At 68.9% G+C, this 17,109-nt stretch carries 7 protein-coding genes; 4 read left to right on the top strand and 3 right to left on the bottom strand.

Going from position 1 to position 17,109, the window contains the following annotated elements; genetic code table 11:
• The first annotated feature begins 172 nt into the window (after positions 1 to 172).
• From KNJ79_RS14265 to KNJ79_RS14250, 4 genes are read left to right on the top strand one after another with little or no spacing between them, the layout of a single operon-like run.
• A complete protein-coding gene (locus KNJ79_RS14265) occupies positions 173 to 2,608 on the top strand; it encodes an FAD-dependent oxidoreductase (protein ID WP_317151587.1) in 2,436 nt (811 codons plus the stop codon).
• Positions 2,608 to 3,489 carry a hypothetical protein gene (locus KNJ79_RS14260; protein ID WP_317151586.1) on the top strand — a complete coding sequence of 294 codons (882 nt, stop codon included), beginning with the start codon at positions 2,608 to 2,610 and terminating at the stop codon, positions 3,487 to 3,489. Before KNJ79_RS14265 ends, KNJ79_RS14260 begins: the two co-directional genes overlap by 1 nt.
• A gap of 15 nt (positions 3,490 to 3,504) precedes the next feature.
• Positions 3,505 to 5,442, top strand: coding sequence for a cytochrome c3 family protein (locus KNJ79_RS14255; protein ID WP_317151585.1), 1,938 nt, complete (start codon positions 3,505 to 3,507; stop codon positions 5,440 to 5,442).
• A gap of 42 nt (positions 5,443 to 5,484) precedes the next feature.
• Complete coding sequence (locus KNJ79_RS14250) at positions 5,485 to 6,333, top strand: metallophosphoesterase (protein WP_317151584.1); 849 nt, start codon at positions 5,485 to 5,487, stop codon at positions 6,331 to 6,333.
• On the opposite strand, the gene KNJ79_RS14245 is transcribed toward KNJ79_RS14250, so the two are convergent.
• The 3 genes from KNJ79_RS14245 to KNJ79_RS14235 all read right to left on the bottom strand — a co-directional run bounded on the left by KNJ79_RS14245 (position 6,330) and on the right by KNJ79_RS14235 (position 17,096).
• Complete coding sequence (locus KNJ79_RS14245; protein ID WP_317151583.1) at positions 6,330 to 7,274, bottom strand: D-2-hydroxyacid dehydrogenase; 945 nt, start codon at positions 7,272 to 7,274, stop codon at positions 6,330 to 6,332. The genes KNJ79_RS14250 and KNJ79_RS14245 overlap by 4 nt on opposite strands.
• A gap of 108 nt (positions 7,275 to 7,382) precedes the next feature.
• The gene (cysS, locus tag KNJ79_RS14240) at positions 7,383 to 8,834 is read right to left on the bottom strand and encodes a cysteine--tRNA ligase (RefSeq protein WP_317151582.1); all 1,452 of its coding nucleotides are present in this window, start codon (positions 8,832 to 8,834) and stop codon (positions 7,383 to 7,385) included.
• 45 nt (positions 8,835 to 8,879) lie between these two features.
• A complete protein-coding gene (locus KNJ79_RS14235; RefSeq protein ID WP_317151581.1) occupies positions 8,880 to 17,096 on the bottom strand; it encodes a hypothetical protein in 8,217 nt (2,738 codons plus the stop codon).
• Between the last annotated feature and the right edge of the window lie 13 nt (positions 17,097 to 17,109).

The following is a 17,109-nucleotide window of genomic DNA, read 5'->3' as shown; positions in this document are numbered from 1 at the left end:
AACGCACTCTAGTCCGCCGGTTGACCTCGCCTTGCGTTCAAGGGCATAGCTGTATTTTCAGGACGTAAGTCCGGGTCGCATCCGTTATTGGTCGCCGAGGGGGAAGGGCGATGGGGGTTGGGATGCCCGCGCGCAGATACAGGCCGCCGCCAGCGATCGGAGCGGCGGTGCGATGAGCGAAACCGTCAAGGTCGCGATCATCGGGTCGGGCCCGGCGGGCCTTAGTGCGGCCGCGCGCGCCGCGCAGCTCGGGCTGAGCCACGTCCTGCTCGAAAAGACCGACCATCTGTCGGATACCATCTTCAAATATCAGAAGGGCAAGCGCGTGCTTGCGACCCCCGACCGGCTCGACCTGCGGTCGGACTGCCGCTTCGGCGAGGGCGCGCGCGAGACGATCCTCGCCAATTGGGACGAGGATGCCGCCGCGAACAAGCTGAACATCCTCTACAATGCGGAGGTCGTCGAGGTGTCGGGCGCCAAGGGTGCCTTTCTCATCAAGACTGCGAAGGGCGAGACGATCGCGGCCGAAACGATCGTCCTCGCGATCGGCACGCAGGGCAATCCGAACCGGCTGCGCTGCCCCGGAAACGAGCTGCCGCACATCATCTATCAGGTCGACGACCCCGAGGATTTCCGTGACCGCCACATCACCGTCGTCGGGTCGGGCGATGCGGGGATCGAAAATGCGCTGGGCGTCGCCGAGGAAGCGCTCGGCAACCGCGTGACCATCCTCAACCGGTCAAAGGATTTCGCGCGCGCGAAGGCGAAGAATGTCGCCGACCTGATGGACGCGGGCGAAAACGGGCTGATCGACATCCGCACCGAAACGCAGCCCAAGCTGGTCGAGGAGGGGTGGCTGACGCTCGACACGCCGAATGGCGAGGAGCGCATCGCCTGCGACACCATCGTCGCGCGGCTGGGGTCGGTTGCGCCGCGCGCCTTCGTCGAGGCGATGGGGATCGCGTTCACCGGCCCCGACCGCGAAGCCTTTCCGAAGCTGTCGCCAACCTTCGAAACGACGGTGCCCGGCATCTATGTTATCGGCGCGCTCGCGGGCTATCCGCTGATCAAGCATTGCATGAACCAGGGCTATGACGTCGCCGAGTTCATCAATGGCAACGACGCGCTGACCCCCGCCGACGAAAAGGATCTGGCGGCGATCTTCGCCAGCCTGCCCTATGACATGCCGGTCAGCGAGTGGCTGGAATTCCTGCGCAGTCACGTCCGCATCTTCGCCGACGTCTCGCCGCTCCAGATGCGCGAATTCATGCTCGATTCGAAGGTCGCCTTCTACCGCGCGGGCGAAGTGGTGTTCGAGAAGGGCGAGCCGGGGTCGTCGCTGTTCGCCATCGCCGAGGGGGAGGCGCTGGTCGAGGTAGGGCCGGGCGTCACCGTGCCGATCGAGCAGGGGTCGATATTTGGCGAGGTCGGCCTGATTTCGGGGCGCAAGCGCGGCGCGACGATCCGCGCGGGCGCGGACAGCATCTTCGTCGAACTATCGCGCACCGCGGCGCTCAAGCTGATGGCGGCGGTGCCGGGGGCGAAGCGCGCGATCAACCGCATCTCGCTCGAACGCCAGCTGTTGCAGATCTTCAAGGGCGGACTGACCGTGGAGGACCTCGCACCCGTGGTCGACGAGGCCGAGGTGATCCACGTTCCGGCAGGCAAGGCGGTGGTCGAGGAGGGCGACGACGGCGACGACGTCTATGTCATCCGATCGGGCTCGATGGTCGTCGAAAAGGACATCGGCGGCAAACCCATCTTCCTGCGCTATCTGCCCGCGGGCAGCTATTTCGGCGAAATGGCGGTATTGAGCGGCGAAAAGCGCAATGCGACAGTGAAAGCCGCGGTCGGCAGCGAGGTGATCAGGCTGACCGGCGCGGGCTTCAAGGCGATGCTCGCGGCGCGGCCGCAGGTGCGCGAAGCCACCGAGGCCGCGGTCGCCGAGCGCGCCGCGATGAACGACTTCATCGAATCGCGCAAGGCGAGCTATTCGAGCGCGGTCGACCTCTATTCGGACACCGCCGGCTTCATCATGAAGGAGGGGCTGGGCGAGGCGACCGACGCGCTGCTGATCGACGAAAATCTGTGCGTCGGCTGCGACAATTGCGAAAAGGCGTGCGCCGACAGCCACGAAGGCCTGTCGCGGCTCGACCGCGAGGCGGGCAAGACCTTTGCGCATCTGCACGTGCCGACGAGCTGCCGCCACTGCGAGCATCCGCACTGCATGGCCGATTGCCCGCCCAACGTCATCCACCGCGGCCCCGACGGCGAAGTGTTCATGGAACCGGGGTGCATCGGCTGCGGCAATTGCATGCGCAACTGCCCCTATGGCGTGATCCGCATGGAGGCGGCACCGCCGCCCAAGCCGGGGCTTTTGAGCTGGCTATTGCTCGGCCGCGGCCCGGGGCCGGGCGAGCCGTCGCCCAAATGGACGAAGAAGCAATTGGGCGACGAGAAGCCCAAGAAGGTCGCGGTCAAATGCGACATGTGCAAGGGGATCGCCGGCGGCCCCGCCTGCGTCCGTGCCTGCCCGACCGGCGCCGCGATCCGCGTCTCGCCCGAGGAGTTCCTGTCGATCGCCCGGCTCGAGGAGGATGCCGGCTGATGGCGAGCCTTTTCAAGCGCCGCCGCAGCAAGGCCACGCAGACCGAACGCGTGCGCGAGAGCAAGCATGAGGGCTTTCTGCGCTACGCCGATTTCCGCTGGGCGAAGATTTCGGGCGGCCTCTGCCTGCTCGTCATCGTCAGCTATTCGCTGATCGACGTTCAGCCGCGCCCCAATGGCGGCAGCTGGTACGGCTATACGCTCGGCACGATCGGCGCGCTGCTGATCCTGTGGCTCACCGCGCTCGGCTATCGCAAGCGGCGGATGACGCGCGATTATTGGTCGCTGAAGGCGTGGACATCGGCGCATGTCTATCTGGGGCTGAGCCTGATCGTCATCGGCACCTGGCACACGGGCTTTCAGCTCGGCTGGAACGTCCACACGCTCGCTTGGGCGCTGATGATGCTCGTCATCCTGTCGGGGATGTTCGGGGTGGCCGTCTATGCGACGCTGCCCGCGGCGCTGTCGAACAATCGCGAACAGATGACGCAGATGCAGATGCTCGAGGCGATCCGCGCCTTCGACCGCCAGCTCCACGCCGCCGCGCAGCCGCTCGGTCCCGCGGATACGGCACCGGTGCTTGCGGCGCTCGACGAGGACCCGTTCGCGGGCGGCATCCGCGCGCGGCTTTCGGGCCGCTATCCGAAGTGCGCGACGGCCGCGGCGCACCGCGCGCTCGCCGCGTCGCAGGGCAGCGAGCCCGAGGCGCGCGCGAAGGTGATCGCGCTGCTGACCCAGAAGGAAGCGGCGCTGGCGCGGCTGCGCCGGCACCTCCGGCTCCGCGCGCTGCTCGAGATCTGGCTCTATGTGCATGTGCCGCTGACCTTTGCGCTGATCGCGGCGCTGTCGGCGCACATCATCAGCGTCTTTTTCTATTGGTAAGGCGGGGAGGGGACGATGAGCTTCATCCTGCGCCGGATCGCGACGACCAAGACGGGCAAAGAGATCGTCCGCGACCAGCCGCTCGACGGCGACAGCATCACGCTCGGGCGCGACGCAGGCAACGCGATCCATGTCGCCGACCTCGCGGTCAATCCGCACCATGCGACGATCAGCAGCGCCGACGGGCGCCACGTCCGCATTGTGGCGCAGGAAGGGCTCGGCTTCGACCTCAACGGACGCACGCTCGACATCGCCGATATCGACAGCGCGGCGGGCGCCGAGCTGCGCTTCGGCGGGCACCGGCTGACGATCGCGCGCGAGGGCGAGGACGTCATCCTGCGCGTCGAACGGATCGACGAGCTGTCGCAGGCGTCGAAGGACGTCGACGAGGCGCGCGCCTTTTCGCTCGCCGGGGTGATGCCCGGCAAGCGCATCGGGGCGTGGAGCTTCGCGGCGCTGCTGCTGCTCGCCTTCCTGATCGGGCCGATCTGGGCGTGGCACAGCTACAAGAGCGTCGACGAGCGGCCGCAGGGCTATCATGCCGACCAGGCGTGGCTGTCGGGGCCGCTGTCGAGCGCGCACGCGAGCCTGAAGAACGACTGTCAGGCCTGCCACGTCGAGCCTTTCGTCGCGGTGACCGACAAAGCGTGCGTCGGCTGCCACACCGGCGAGCACAAGGCGATGAGCCAGGCCCATGCGGGCGCTTCGACCGCGATGCTACTCGCCGCGCGGGCGCCGCCGGGGCCGGGGGGCAAGCTGCTGGCGGGCTTTGCCAAAGCGTTCAACAAGCCTGAGGGACGCTGCGTCGGCTGTCACACCGAACATGAGGGCGCGGGGCCGATGCCCGCGACGCCGCAGGCCTTTTGCACCGATTGCCACGACGGCATGGCGGCGCGGCTGACGTCGGCGGGGTTCGAGACGCGGCTTGCCGACGCCGGCGACTTCGGGACGAGCCACCCCGACTTTCGCCCGCTCGTCCGCGCCGCGCCGGGCGCGAAGCCGCTGCGCGCGAAGCTCGGGGAAGCGCCGGTTGCCGATTTCGACGGGCTCAAATTTCCGCACGACCTGCATCTCGCGGCGAACGGCGGTGTCGCGCGCATGGCGGCGAGCTTCCGCGGCCGCTTTGACTTTGGCAAAAAGCTCGAATGCGAAAATTGCCACCGGCCCGAAGCCGATGGCGTTCGCATCGCGCCGGTGAAGATGGAGCGCGACTGCGCGATGTGCCACAGCCTCGCCTTCGAAACCGTCGGCGGCGTCACCCGCACGCTGCGCCATGGCGAACCCGATCAGGTCGTCGCCGACCTCTATGCCTATTACCGCTCGACCGGACCGGCGCGCCCGCTTCAGCTCGGCGGCATGGCGCGGCGGCGGCCCGGCCAATATGCCGAGGGGCAGGTCTACAACATCTATTTCCGCGAAACTGCGGTGCGGCCGAGCCGCGCCGCCGACGCGGTGCGTGCGGTCTTTTCAAAGGGTGGCGCCTGCTATGACTGCCACACGATCCGTGCGCCGGAATCGGGGAGCGGCTGGCGCGTTATGCCGGTGCATCAGACGCCGCGCTTTCTGCAAAAAGGCTGGTTCGACCATGACGCGCACAAGGAAACGGCGTGCGCCGGCTGCCACACCGCGGCGCGCGGGTCGAAGCAGGCGAGCGATCTGCTCGTGCCGGGGCTGACGCAGTGCCGCACCTGCCACGTCGGCGAGGGCGGGGCGACGCTGGTCAAGGTCGAGACCGCGACCGCCTCGCCCTGCGCGATGTGCCACGAATATCACAGCGACGGCGGCAAGCCGTGGGTGCCGGCGCGGCAGCGCAAGAAGCCTGTGACCGCGATCACAGAGCCGCCGCCGGCCCATGCCTATGCTGTGAGCAAGATCACAGGGCCGACTCGGCACGGCCTTTACGCTGTGGCATGGCGCCGACCGGCGCTGCGGCACGCGGATTGGGGTGGATAATCATCGCGCGGCCGCGACAGCGGCGCGGAGCAGGGGACGGAGATGCTGATCGCCCAGATCACCGATTTGCACATCGGTTTCGATCCGGACAATCCGGCCGAATATAATCGCAAGCGCCTCGACGAGGTGCTCGACCGGCTGATCGAGGGACCGAACCGCCCCGACCTGCTGCTCGCGACCGGAGACATCACCGATCGCGGCGACGCCGACAGCTATCGCCGCCTCGTCACCGCTTTTTCGCGCTGCCCCTTTCCCGTCTGGCCGAGTGTCGGCAATCACGATCTGCGCGACAATTTCCACGCGCACTTCCCAGGGTTCGACGACGGCAACGGCTTCGTCCAATATGCGCTCGACCTGCCCGAACTGCGCCTCGTCACCGTCGATACGCTCGAAGAAGGGCGCCACGGCGGCGCCTTTTGCACCGCGCGCGCCGCATGGCTCGATACCGAACTGGCAAAGGACAGCGCAAAGCCGACCTATATCGTGATGCACCATCCGCCGGTCGAAAGCGGTATCGACTGGATGAACACCCACCCCGACGAACCCTGGGTCCACCGCTTTGCCGAGGTCGTGCGCCGCCACCCGCAGGTGCGCGGATTGATCTGCGGCCATTTGCACCGCAGTGTCACCGTCGCGTGGGAAGGGCGCACCGTCGCGATCTGCTCGTCGACCGCGCCGCAGGTATCGCTCGACCTGCGCCCGATCGACGAGAACCATCCCGACGATCGGCCCATGATCGTCGCCGAAGACCCCGCCTATGCGCTCCACCATTGGAACGGGCGCGAACTCGTCAGCTTCTATGACCATGCCGGCGCACACACGATGCTCGCCAAATATGACGAGCGGTTGCAGCCCCTGGTGAAGGAGTTGAAAGGCGAGCGGCCAAGCTAATATCCCAGCGCCAGATCGACCCGCGGCTCGACCGCCTCGCCCCGGTGCCAGCGGTCCAGATTTTCGAGGAAGCGCGCCGCCGAACGCATAAACATCTTGTCCTGCGCGCGCCCCGACAGGTGCATGGTGACATGCGCATTGTCGAGGCCCCACAGCGGGTCGCCGGCGGGTAGCGGCTCGGGCGTGGTGACGTCGAGGAAAGCCGCGGCGATGCGCTTCGCCTTCAGCGCCTCGACCAGCGCGGCCTGATCGACGACGGTGCCGCGGGCGATGTTGATCAGCGTGGCGCTCGGCTTCATCGCCGCAAGCTCGTCGGTGCCGATCATCCCGTCGGTTTCCGCCGTCGCCGGAACCGCGAGGATGACCCAATCGAACTCGCCGAGCCGGGCGCACCACTGGTCGGGGCTCAGCGTGTTGGGGCCGGGCGAGCGGCGCACGACGGTGACGTCGACCGCGAACGCCTTCAGCCGCTCCTCGACCAGCTTGCCGATCGCGCCATAGCCGAGCAGCAGCGCCTTCGATCCGTAAAGCTCGACCTTGCCCGGCGAGTCCGTCAGCCATTCGTGCCGCTCCTGCGCGCGCACCACCTCGCGATAGCCCTTGGCGACGGTGAGCATCCCCATCACGACATATTCGGCGATCGTTATCGCATTGATGCCCGCGCCGTTGGTGACGACCGTCCCGCGCTCGCGCAGCAGGTCGAGCGGCATGCCGTCGACCCCGGCATAGATCGAGTTGAGCCATTTGAGCCGCGTCGCCGCGCCGATCGCCGCCGCCATATCCTTCTTGTCGTACATGTCGAACCAGCCGATCTCGGCCTCGGGGGCGAGCGCCATCGCTTCGTCCTTCGACTGGAAGAAGCGGGGTTCGACCCATTCGGGCAGGCGATTTTCGACGAGCGGGCGGATAAGGCCGGACAGGACGGTGACGGTTTTGGTCATAATTCTCCCCTCCCGCTTGCGGGAGGGGCAGGGGGAGGGCCTGTCCACGCGCAACGGGGTCAGCCTAACATGCCCTCCCCTAAACCTTCCCGCAAGCGGGAGGGGAACTCAATTGTCCAGCCGCCAGTCCCAGCCCAGCGGGTCGCCGTCCATGACCTCGACCCCCGCGGCGTTCAGTTCGTCGCGGAGGGCATCGGAGGTGGCGAAATCCTTGGCGGCGCGCGCTTCCCTGCGGCGCGTCAGGCGGGCTTCGATCTCCGCTTCGCCGATCACCGCCGCCTTCGGGCGAATGCGGAGCGCTTCGCGCGAGAGGGTGAGCAGGTCGAGGCCAAGGACCGCGTCCATCGCGTCCATCGCGGCGCGCTTCTGGCCGGCATCGACCTTCTTCATCGCCGCCGCCTCTTCAATGAGCGTGAGCGCGATCGGGGTGTTGAGGTCGTCCGAGATGGCCGCATCGAACTTGGCGAGCAGGTCGGCGAGCCGCCTGTCCGACACATCGGCCGCTTGCGCCTCGCGCACCGGGGCCGCCGCCATCACCAGCCGCTTGAGCCGGGTGAATGCCGCGCCGAGGCCCTCCCACGAAAATTCGAGTTCCGACCGGTAATGCGCTTGCAGGCACATCAGGCGATAGGCGAGGGGGTGATAGCCCTTGTCGATCAGCAGTTGCAGACGCAGAAATTCGCCCGCACTCTTGCTCATCTTGCCGCTGCGCTCGACGAGGAAATTATTGTGCATCCAGATGCGCGCACCGCTCGCGTCGGAGCAGCTGTGCGCCTGGTTCTGCGCGATCTCGTTCGGATGGTGGATTTCGCGATGGTCGATGCCGCCGGTGTGGATATCGAACGGAAAGCCGAGCAGGGCTTCGGACATCACCGAACATTCGAGGTGCCAGCCCGGCGCCCCGCGGCCCCACGGCGAATCCCACTCCATCTGGCGCTTTTCGCCCGGCGGGGTCTTGCGCCAGATCGCGAAATCGGCGGGATGGCGCTTGCCGTCGACGGGGTCGATGCGGCTCTCGCCCTCGTCGGTGCTGTGGCGCGCGAGGCGACCGTAGTCGGCGACGGTCGCCGTGTCGAAATAGAGGCCGCTGTCGAGTTCGTAACAATGCTTGTCGGCGATCGCCTTTGCGAATTCGATCATCTGCGGCACATAGTCGGTGGCGATCGACCAATGCGCGGGCTGGCGGATGTTGAGCGCCTTGACGTCCTGCCAATAGGCCTCGGTATAGTGGCGCGCGATGTCCCAGATCGACTGCGCCTTCTCGGCGGCCGCCTTCTCCAGCTTGTCTTCGCCCGCGTCGGCATCGTCGGTCAGGTGGCCGACGTCGGTGATGTTGATGACGTGGGTAAGCCGGTAGCCCTTGTAGCTCAGCGTGCGCCCTAGCGTGTCCGCGAAGACATAGGCGCGCATATTGCCGATATGCGGATAATTATAGACCGTTGGCCCGCACGAATAGACGCGCGCTTCGCCCGGATGCACGGGGGCGAAGGGCTGAAGGCTGCGCGTCAGGCTGTCGAACAGCATCAGCGGCGCGCCGGGGGCGGGGAGGTCGTCGGTCATCCCCGCGCCCATGCCGCGACGCGGGGGCGCGCGTCAACCGAAAGCCTATTCGTTTCCGTCGTCCTCCGCCGGCGGCGTCCACAGATCGTCGTTGCCCGCGCCCGTCACCGGGTCGTCAAGCAGCGGCGCGCCGGTCGGCGGGTCGATGTCGCGGATCATAATCAGCGCGGTGGGCAGGGTGATGCCCTCGTCGGGCTTGCCGTCGGTTCCGACCTCCTCTTCGATCACATCCTGCACGGGGAAGGTCGGAATGCTGTCGAACCCGCGGCCGCACAGCACGGGAGCCGCGATCAGGCAGCCGTTGAACCGCGACCGCGCCTCGAAGCTCCCGAAGGTCGCTGCGCTGCCGTTGACCGTCAGCAGCGGGATCGCGTCGAGCCCGACGACCTGCCCTTGCGGGCCGAGATAGACGCCGTTGAGGACGAGGCGGGTGGCGGACCCGGCGGTGTCGACGTTGAACCCGCCGTCGCCGAAGGTCAGCCCGCGGCGCTGGTCGAAATCCACGCCGGTTCCGCTGTTCTGGACATAGAAGCCGCTGACGGCGCCGACGTCGATGCCGCGCGCGAACAGCGCGCCTTCGTCGCTGGCGACGCCGTCATTCTGCGCCAGCCGGCCCTCGATCGCATCGGTCGAGGTCGCGGCATCGACGTCGGCGATCGCGGTGCGCGTCGCGACGGCGATCCGGTCGGCGGCGAGCGACAGCCGGCCGCCCGGTGCGCTATCGTTTGCTCCCGTCAGCCGGATCGACCCCTCGCCGAGCACGATGTCGAGCGTGCTCGCCGCGATGATCGACAATTGATTCGCGTTCGACAGGCCGGTCAGCGCGACGGCGCCCGCCACTTCGGCGCGGCCGGCGGTTTCGAGGATCAGCGATCCCGCGGGACCGAGGTTCGAGGTGTCGCTGCCGCCCGTCATCGTGAAATCGCCGACGACCAGATCGGGCCCGCCGGCAGCGCCCGCCGCAACCGGCGCGAAGATGCGGATGTCGCTGCCATAGAGGCGCGCCATTTCATCGGCGTCGATGTTATAGCCGTCGCCGCTGCCGTCGCCGCCGACGAAGGTCTGTTGGGTCCCGCTGTTGGCGATCGAAAGGCTGGCGGTCGTCCCGGCGGCGCCGACCTGTCCCGCAGCCCCGATCGCAATGTCGCGCGAGGCGAGGGCGATGGCCGCGCCGGTCACGGTGCCGTCGATCGCGATCGCGCCGCCCGCGTCGGCGCTGAGGCCGCTCGCGACGCTGGCGCCCGTCAACAGAATATCGCCGTTCGCCGCGGCGAGCCGCGCCTCGCCTGCGTCGAGCGTCCCCACGGTCAGCCCCTGATCGCCGCCGAGATCGGCGAGGCCGGCGACGGTGGCGCTGGCGACCGACAGCGTGCCGGCGGTGCCGACCGTGGCATCGCCCGCGGTGGCAACGAGGCTGGTAAAGACCAGATCGCCACTGCCGCCGATCGCGACGCTCGCGCCCGTGGCATCGACCGCGCCCGCCGAAGCGAGCGAGGCGACCGCAATCGCGCCGTTCGCACTCGTCAGGCTGGTGGCGCCCTGATTGACGATTGTATCGGCGGCGATGCCGCCGGCGCCGTTCAGCGTGACGCTGCCCGCGCCCTGTTTCGCGATGCTCGCCACGTCGATGGCGCCCCCGGCCGAAAGCGCGATATCGCCGCCCGCAGCGTAGCTGCCCGCGATATCGCCCGACGCATCGACGGCAACCGATCCCGCCAGATCGGCCTGATTGACCGTCACGGAACCAGCCGTTGCGGTCGCCGAGAGCGCCGCATCGCCGACGAGGCTTCCGACCGCGATGCTGCCGCCGGCAAGCGCTATGCCGCCCCCCGCGGCGATCGAGTCACCGGCGATCGCATTGGCGGCGGTCAGATCGACCGTCGTTCCGGCATCGAGCGCCGCGAAGGCGATCGACCGGGCGTCGACTGCGATATAACCGCCCGCGGTCGAATTGCCGAGGTCGGCGGCGCCCGTAGACCGGATGTCGATATCGCCGCCGGCGATGATCGTGCTGGTTCCGGTCGCGAAACTCGCGACATCGGCGGTGAAATCGTCCGCGGCTTCGGCATGGCCCACCGTGGTGGCGCCGCCCGCGATAGTGATATTGCCGCCGTCGCCTTCGTCGTCGAAGCTGCCGGTGCCGCTATAGGCCGCGCCGACCGCGACCGGCCCCGCGGCGGTCAGCATCGCATCGTCGCCCGCGTCGACCTCGAACAGGTCGATCCCGCCTGCCGCGTCGAGCGTCGCGTCATACCCCGCGGCGAACACGCCGGTCGAGGTTATGCCGCCCGTCGTCGCGGTCAGGTCGAGGTCGGTGCCGGCGCTGATCGCAGCGAAGGAGAGGGCGCTCCCGCTGATACTCGTCGCGAGCCCCGACTGAAGCAAACCCGTTCCCGCTACTGCGCCGCCCGCGGTTGCGGTGAGATTGTCGAACGCCGACAGGTCGGCGGCGGCGATCGTCGCGGTCGGCGCCGAGAGGGTGATGTTCGACAGGTCGGCGGGGCTCGCCTGGATTTGCAGGAAGGGCGTCGGGACCGAGGCGCCGGGTGCATAGACGACGCTGCGCGTGTCGCTGCCGCTGCCCGTCGTCGCTGCATCGGCGATCGTCATCGCGCCGCCCGCCGTCGCGTCGATGTCGTCGCCTGCGGTCAGGTTCGCGAGGGTGGCGGTCGTACCGGCGAGCAGGAAGATATCCTCGCCCGCCGCCCCCCCGTCGATGCCCGCAGCGCCGCCCGCGCGCACCGCGAGCATCGTCGCGGCGCTGCTGCCGGTCAGAAACGCCTCGCCATCGGCGTCGGCGAAGACATAGCCTTCGGCGGGAATGCCGTTCGGATCGACATAGCCGCCCGCCGCATCGGCCTCGGCGGCGATATTGCCGCCCGCTGTCAGCACGACATTCCCGCCGGCCCGAAATATGCCGTCGATGTCGCCCGCCGCGACGACGCTGATCGAGCCGCCGACATCGGCGAGGCTGGCTGCGGCGCTGCCGTTTCCGGCATTGATCGCGAGGGTCGCGGGTGTTGTGATCGTGCCGGCGACCGCGACATGATTGCCCGACAGGACGATATTGCCCGCCGCTGTCAGGTCGCCGCCGTCGATCCCGTCGGCCGCGCCTGCGCCATTCGCGTTCAGCCCGATCGTGGTGCCGGCGTCGATCGCGTTGAAGCTGATCGACTGGCCGACGACGAAAACATAGCCGCCCGCGCTCGAATTGCCGAGGTCGACGACCCCCGGGACGTTGATGTCGATATTGCCGCCGGTGATGATCGAGTTGGGCCCGGTCGCGAAACTCGCCGCCTGCGTGGTGAAATCCGTGTCGGCTTCGGCATGTTCGACGCGCGTCGCGCCTGCGCTGTTCAATATGATGTCGGCGCCATGGAGCTGGTCGACCCCGATTAGGCCGGTGGTCGCCGTGAGCGACAGCGTGCCGTTCGCGGCGAGCAGGCTGCCTGCGGCGCTGCTGATGCCCGTTCCTGCGGTCGCTATCAGATTGCCGCCCGCCTGGATCGTTGGCGCGGTTCCGGCGCGGAAGTCGTGGCGAATGTCGATCTGGTCGCCCGCCTGGAGGCTCAGGTCGCCGCCGATCGCGACGATGCCGCCCCCCTGACCATGGACGCCGATCGAGCCGTCGGTGGTCAGTGTCGCGTTGCCGGCCGTCTGCACCGTTCCGCCATAAACACCGAAGAAGATGCCGCTTGCCGCGGTATCGGTGTCATTGTTCGTCGGCGCGGCGCTGCCCAGCGCCTCTGCCGTCAGGCTGGCCATCGTGATGGCGCCGTTGCCGAGGAATTCGATGCGGCCCGCGGCATCGCCATTGGCACCGATGCTGGTGTCGCCGAGGTTGATCGCAGCCGTCGGAACGGTCGTCGTGCGCGCCTCGATCACCGCGCGTCCGCCAGCGGTGGTGCCCGGCGCTCCCGCCGCGCCTGCGCCGGCGGTACCCGCGCCGCCCGTTCCGCCCGCGCCTGCGACGCCGCTCACCGCAATATCGACCGGCTCGCCGGTCGTCGCAACGGTCCCGCCATCGGCCAAAAGGTGGACGGTGCCGCCCGCGCCTATCCCGCCGTCGCCGCCGTCGCCGCCGCTAAGGCCGGCGCCGAAATCATTGTCGGCGCCAGTGCCGCCGGTCCCACCGGTCCCGCCGACGCTGAGTGCTATGGTTCCTGTCGTGTCGGGGATCGGTCCGACCGAGAGCGCGCCGCCGTTGGTTGCGACCACTTCGAGCGTGCCGCCCGTTCCGGCTCCGCCGTCGCCGCCGCTTGGACCCGTGACAAAGCCCGAGGTGGCATAGCCGTGCGCCGCGCCGCCGGCGCCGCCGGTGCCGCTCGCGACGAAATTGGCCTGGCTCACCGTCACGCGCGCGTTCGGCCCGTCGGCCTGCACCCGCGCGGTGCCGCCGCCGCCCGCGCCGCCGTCGCCGCCGGCGCCATCGTCGCCATAGCCGCCCGCGCCGCCGGTCGCCGAGGCGTCGACCGTCGCTCGCAGCAGGTCGGCGTCATAGTCGGTCACGACGATCTGCGCGGTGCCGCCGCTGCCGCTGCCGGCATCGCCGCCCGTCCCCGCCGAGCCGCCGCCGCCGCCGGTGCCTTGCGACACCACGGTCACTTCCGCGCCCGGCTCGACGCCGGTGGCCAGTGCAAGGGTCGAAATTCCGCCGCCGCCGTTTCCGCCGGTCCCGCCGACGCCAATGCTGGCGATTGCACCCGGACTCGATGAATCGAGGACACTGCCCCCGGTGCCGCCGATGCCGCGCGAATCGACGGTCAGCGAGGTGGTGATGAGTGTGCCCGCGATCATGTTGACCGTCGCCAGGCCGCCGGCACCGTCGCCACCATCGCCCGCGACGGCGGGCGTGCCGTTATAGACATAGAAGCCGGCGCCGTCGCCGCCGTTCCCCGTCGCGACCGCGGCAAGGCTGCTCGTTTCGGCGATCGTCCCGGCAAGGGTGATGGTCGCGACCCCGCCCGCACCATCGCCGCCCGACGCCGCCGGGATGATGTTCGCCGGATCGAAATCGTCGCCTTCGAAGCCATAGCCGCCATAACCGCGCGCGGACGCGCTGACTTCGGCCGCGTTGAGCGTGCCGGCGAGCAGGTCCATCGTCGCCGTGCCGCCGAAGCCGTCGCCCGCCCCGTTCGGATCATAACCGCCATAGCCGTCGGCGCTGATCCCGATGTCGCCGCCGATCGTGGCGCCGCCGGTCTGGGTGAAGCCGACCGTCCCGCCGGTTCCGGTGCCGCCGTTCGACCCGACGCCGCCGCCATAGCCGGTGGCGCCGAGACTTAGCAGGCCGGTGACGGTGAAGCTGCCGCCCTGGACGTCGACGCTGATGTCGCCGCCGAGGCCGTTGCCCACGGGTATTCCGGAACCCGGCGACCCCTCCGAGCCGAAACCCGCGCTCCCGTCGACATAGCCCGAGAGAGAGCCGAAGAGGAGCGCGCTGCTGTCCGAGGCTTCGGCGACGGTGCGCAAGAGCAAGGTGCCGCCGCGGCCGAGCGGAACCGCGCCGCTGGAAGGGCTGGCGCCGCCCGATATGCCGTTGACCGAAACCGAGGCGAACCCCGGCAGGCTGATCGTGCCGGCATCGGCGATGAACCGGATCGCGCCCCCGGTCGCCGCCGCGCCGTCGATGCTCTGCCCGCTTTGCGCGTCGGCGCTGAAATCGCTGAAAGAAGCGGGGTCGCTCACCTCGATCAACCCGCCGTTCGAGGCGAGAAGGTCGATCGTGCCACCCTGTGCGACGCCCCCGACATCGGCGTCGGGGGTCCGTCCCTCGGCATAGAGGTTATGTGCGATGCTGCTGATCGTGCCGCCGTCGGCGGTGAAGCCGATATGACCGCCGGTGCCGCTGCCCGAGCCGCGTGCTGCGTCGAGCGCATCGCTGCCGCCGCTGGCCGATGCGGACAAGCCCTGGCCGCCGATCGTTCCGCCGCCGGTCGCCGTCACGGCGATGTCGCCGCCGGCGCCGCTGCCGAAACTTTCCCCGCTGCCGACGGCGCCATCGGCCGAGAGGATGATGTCGGTGCTTGTGGAGAAAAGGGCGCCGCCGGTCGCGGTGAAGGCGACCGACCCGCCCTGCGCGTCGCCCGACAGAGCCGTCGTCAGGCTCGGCGACGCGGCCGAGCCGCTGTTCGCGGTCGCGATCAGGTCGAGCTCGGCAGCCTCGATGGTGAGCGTGCCGTCGATGGTCATCGCGACCGATCCGCCTTGCGCGTCGCCCCCGACGGCATTCTCGCCCGCGCTCGCGCCGCCGCCGAAGCCGCTCGCCGAAACGGTCGCCTTCCCCAAATTCGTGTCGGTCGGCACATCGCCCGTGAAACTCACGGACGCGGTGCCGCCGATGCCGTCGCCGCCATTTAGCGTCAGAAAGTCGGGCGCCGGCGATTGCAGATAATTCTCGCCGCCGAAACCATCGGCGGAAACGCTGGTGAAGGCCGCGGTCAAGGTCGATCCCGAGCCGCTGACGCTGAGCAGCGCAGTGCCGCCCGTGCCGGTGCCCGACTGGATATTGCCGGTCTGGCCATAGCCGGTCGATCCGACCGAAATGACGGTGCTGGCGGCCAGGCTGGCGCCGTTTTCGACGCGCAGCGTCGCGCTGCCGCCCGTTCCGTCGCCCCCTGTGTCGGCGGCACTCACCACGAAGCCGCTGGAAGAGGTCAGGCCGCCGCCGCGCCCGACCGACTGGACGGCGATGTCGTCGGCGGTCAGCGACGCATCCGTCCCCGAAACGAGCAGCGAGGCAGCGCCGCCGGTGCCGTTTCCGGCCTGTCCGGTGCCTCCGACGCCGGCGTTCCCGGTCGAGGTGAGGGTGACGCTTGCCGCCTGGACCGTTCCGTCGATGATCGAAAGGGTGACGTCGCCGCCGACGCTCGACCCGTCGGCCTGCACTTGTCCGGTCGATGCGAGATCGAGCGTGCCGCCGGTTGTCAGCTGCCCGCCGGCGACGGCGATGCTTGCCGCGCCGCCCGACTGGAGCGAGAGGTTGCCCGTCGCGCCCGCCTGTTGACCGATGCCGGCGGTAAGGCTGGCGCTCGCATCGCCGATGAAGGTTGCATCGCCTTCGGTGACCAGCATACCCTGCGCGGGCGCGCCGGGGATGGGGGAGGGTGGCACCGGATTGGCCGGCGCGCCGGTGAAGGCGCCGCTCGCGTGCGTGCGCACGCTGCTGCGGAAGATCGTGTCGCTGACCGCGATATTCGCAGCGGTGCCATTTGCGGGGCTGGCGTCGATCTGGCCCGCCGTCACGCCATAGCCCGCCGACAGCACGATCGCGCCATCGGGGTCGGTCTGCGCGACGACGGCATCGTCATAGCCGACCTCGCCCGAGACGAGCATCGTGACCGCGTCATTCTTCGGAATCGCGACCATATAGATGCGGCTCTGGTCGACATCGCCCTGCTCGTGCGTGGGGCCGGTGGTGCTGCCGTCGTGGACGATCGCATTGCCGCCGTCGGCGCCGACGAGCACGTCGATGTCGAACAGGCCGCCGTTGATGCGGATGTCGGCCTGTTCGGCGGCGACATAGGCGGCCGACCCGTCGACGCGGACCGCGCCGCTCTGCACGATGCGCGGCGCGACGAGCGCGACATAGCTGCCGCCCGGATTGCCCGCGATCGCGGCGTTGATCGTGGCCCCATTGGCGATCTCGACGCGCGAGGTGCCCGCGGCGCCGCGGAAGCGGATCTCGCCGCCCGCGCCGAACAGGCCGCCGGTCGTGTCGATGTCGTTGGCGGTCAGCAGCAGGCTGCCGACGTTGATCGCGGCGCCATTGCCGATCAGCACGCCGCCGGCATTATAGAACCAGATATTGCCGCCCTGGACATTGCCGCTGCTCGCAAAGCGCGAACCGACATAGCTGTTCACCGTGCCGTTGAGCGCAACCTGCCGTCCGATCGAGCCGCCCCCGGCGTCGACGAAGCGGTTGAGGACGGTGTAGTCGCCGGTCCCGTAGAATTCGAGCGTGTTGCCAGCGGGCAGGAAGTCGATCGTGCCGCCGGTCGGCGCATCGTCGGTCGGCGTCCAGTTGATGATCGTCTGCGGTGTCGAAACTTCGACCTGGGTCGAATTGGGCGGCGCCGTGGGGCCGAGCGGGTCGGGCGGTGAGATGCTGCCGCTGCCGCTCACCACCTGCCCGGTGCCCGCCACTTGCGCCAGCGCCGGGCCGCCCTGCATCAGCGCCATCAGCCCCGCGGCGATCGCGCAGCTTTCGAGCAGGCGGTGCTTGCCCCTGCGGATCGGCGGATTGGCATCGGAGGCACGCATGGCAGTCATCCTC

Origin of the sequence: Sphingopyxis indica, assembly GCF_032879645.1 — a bacterium.
Classification (GTDB): Bacteria; Pseudomonadota; Alphaproteobacteria; order Sphingomonadales; family Sphingomonadaceae; genus Sphingopyxis; species Sphingopyxis indica.
The sequence above is the reverse complement of the archived record's forward strand: the minus strand, read 5'-3'. Positions and strand labels throughout refer to the sequence as shown.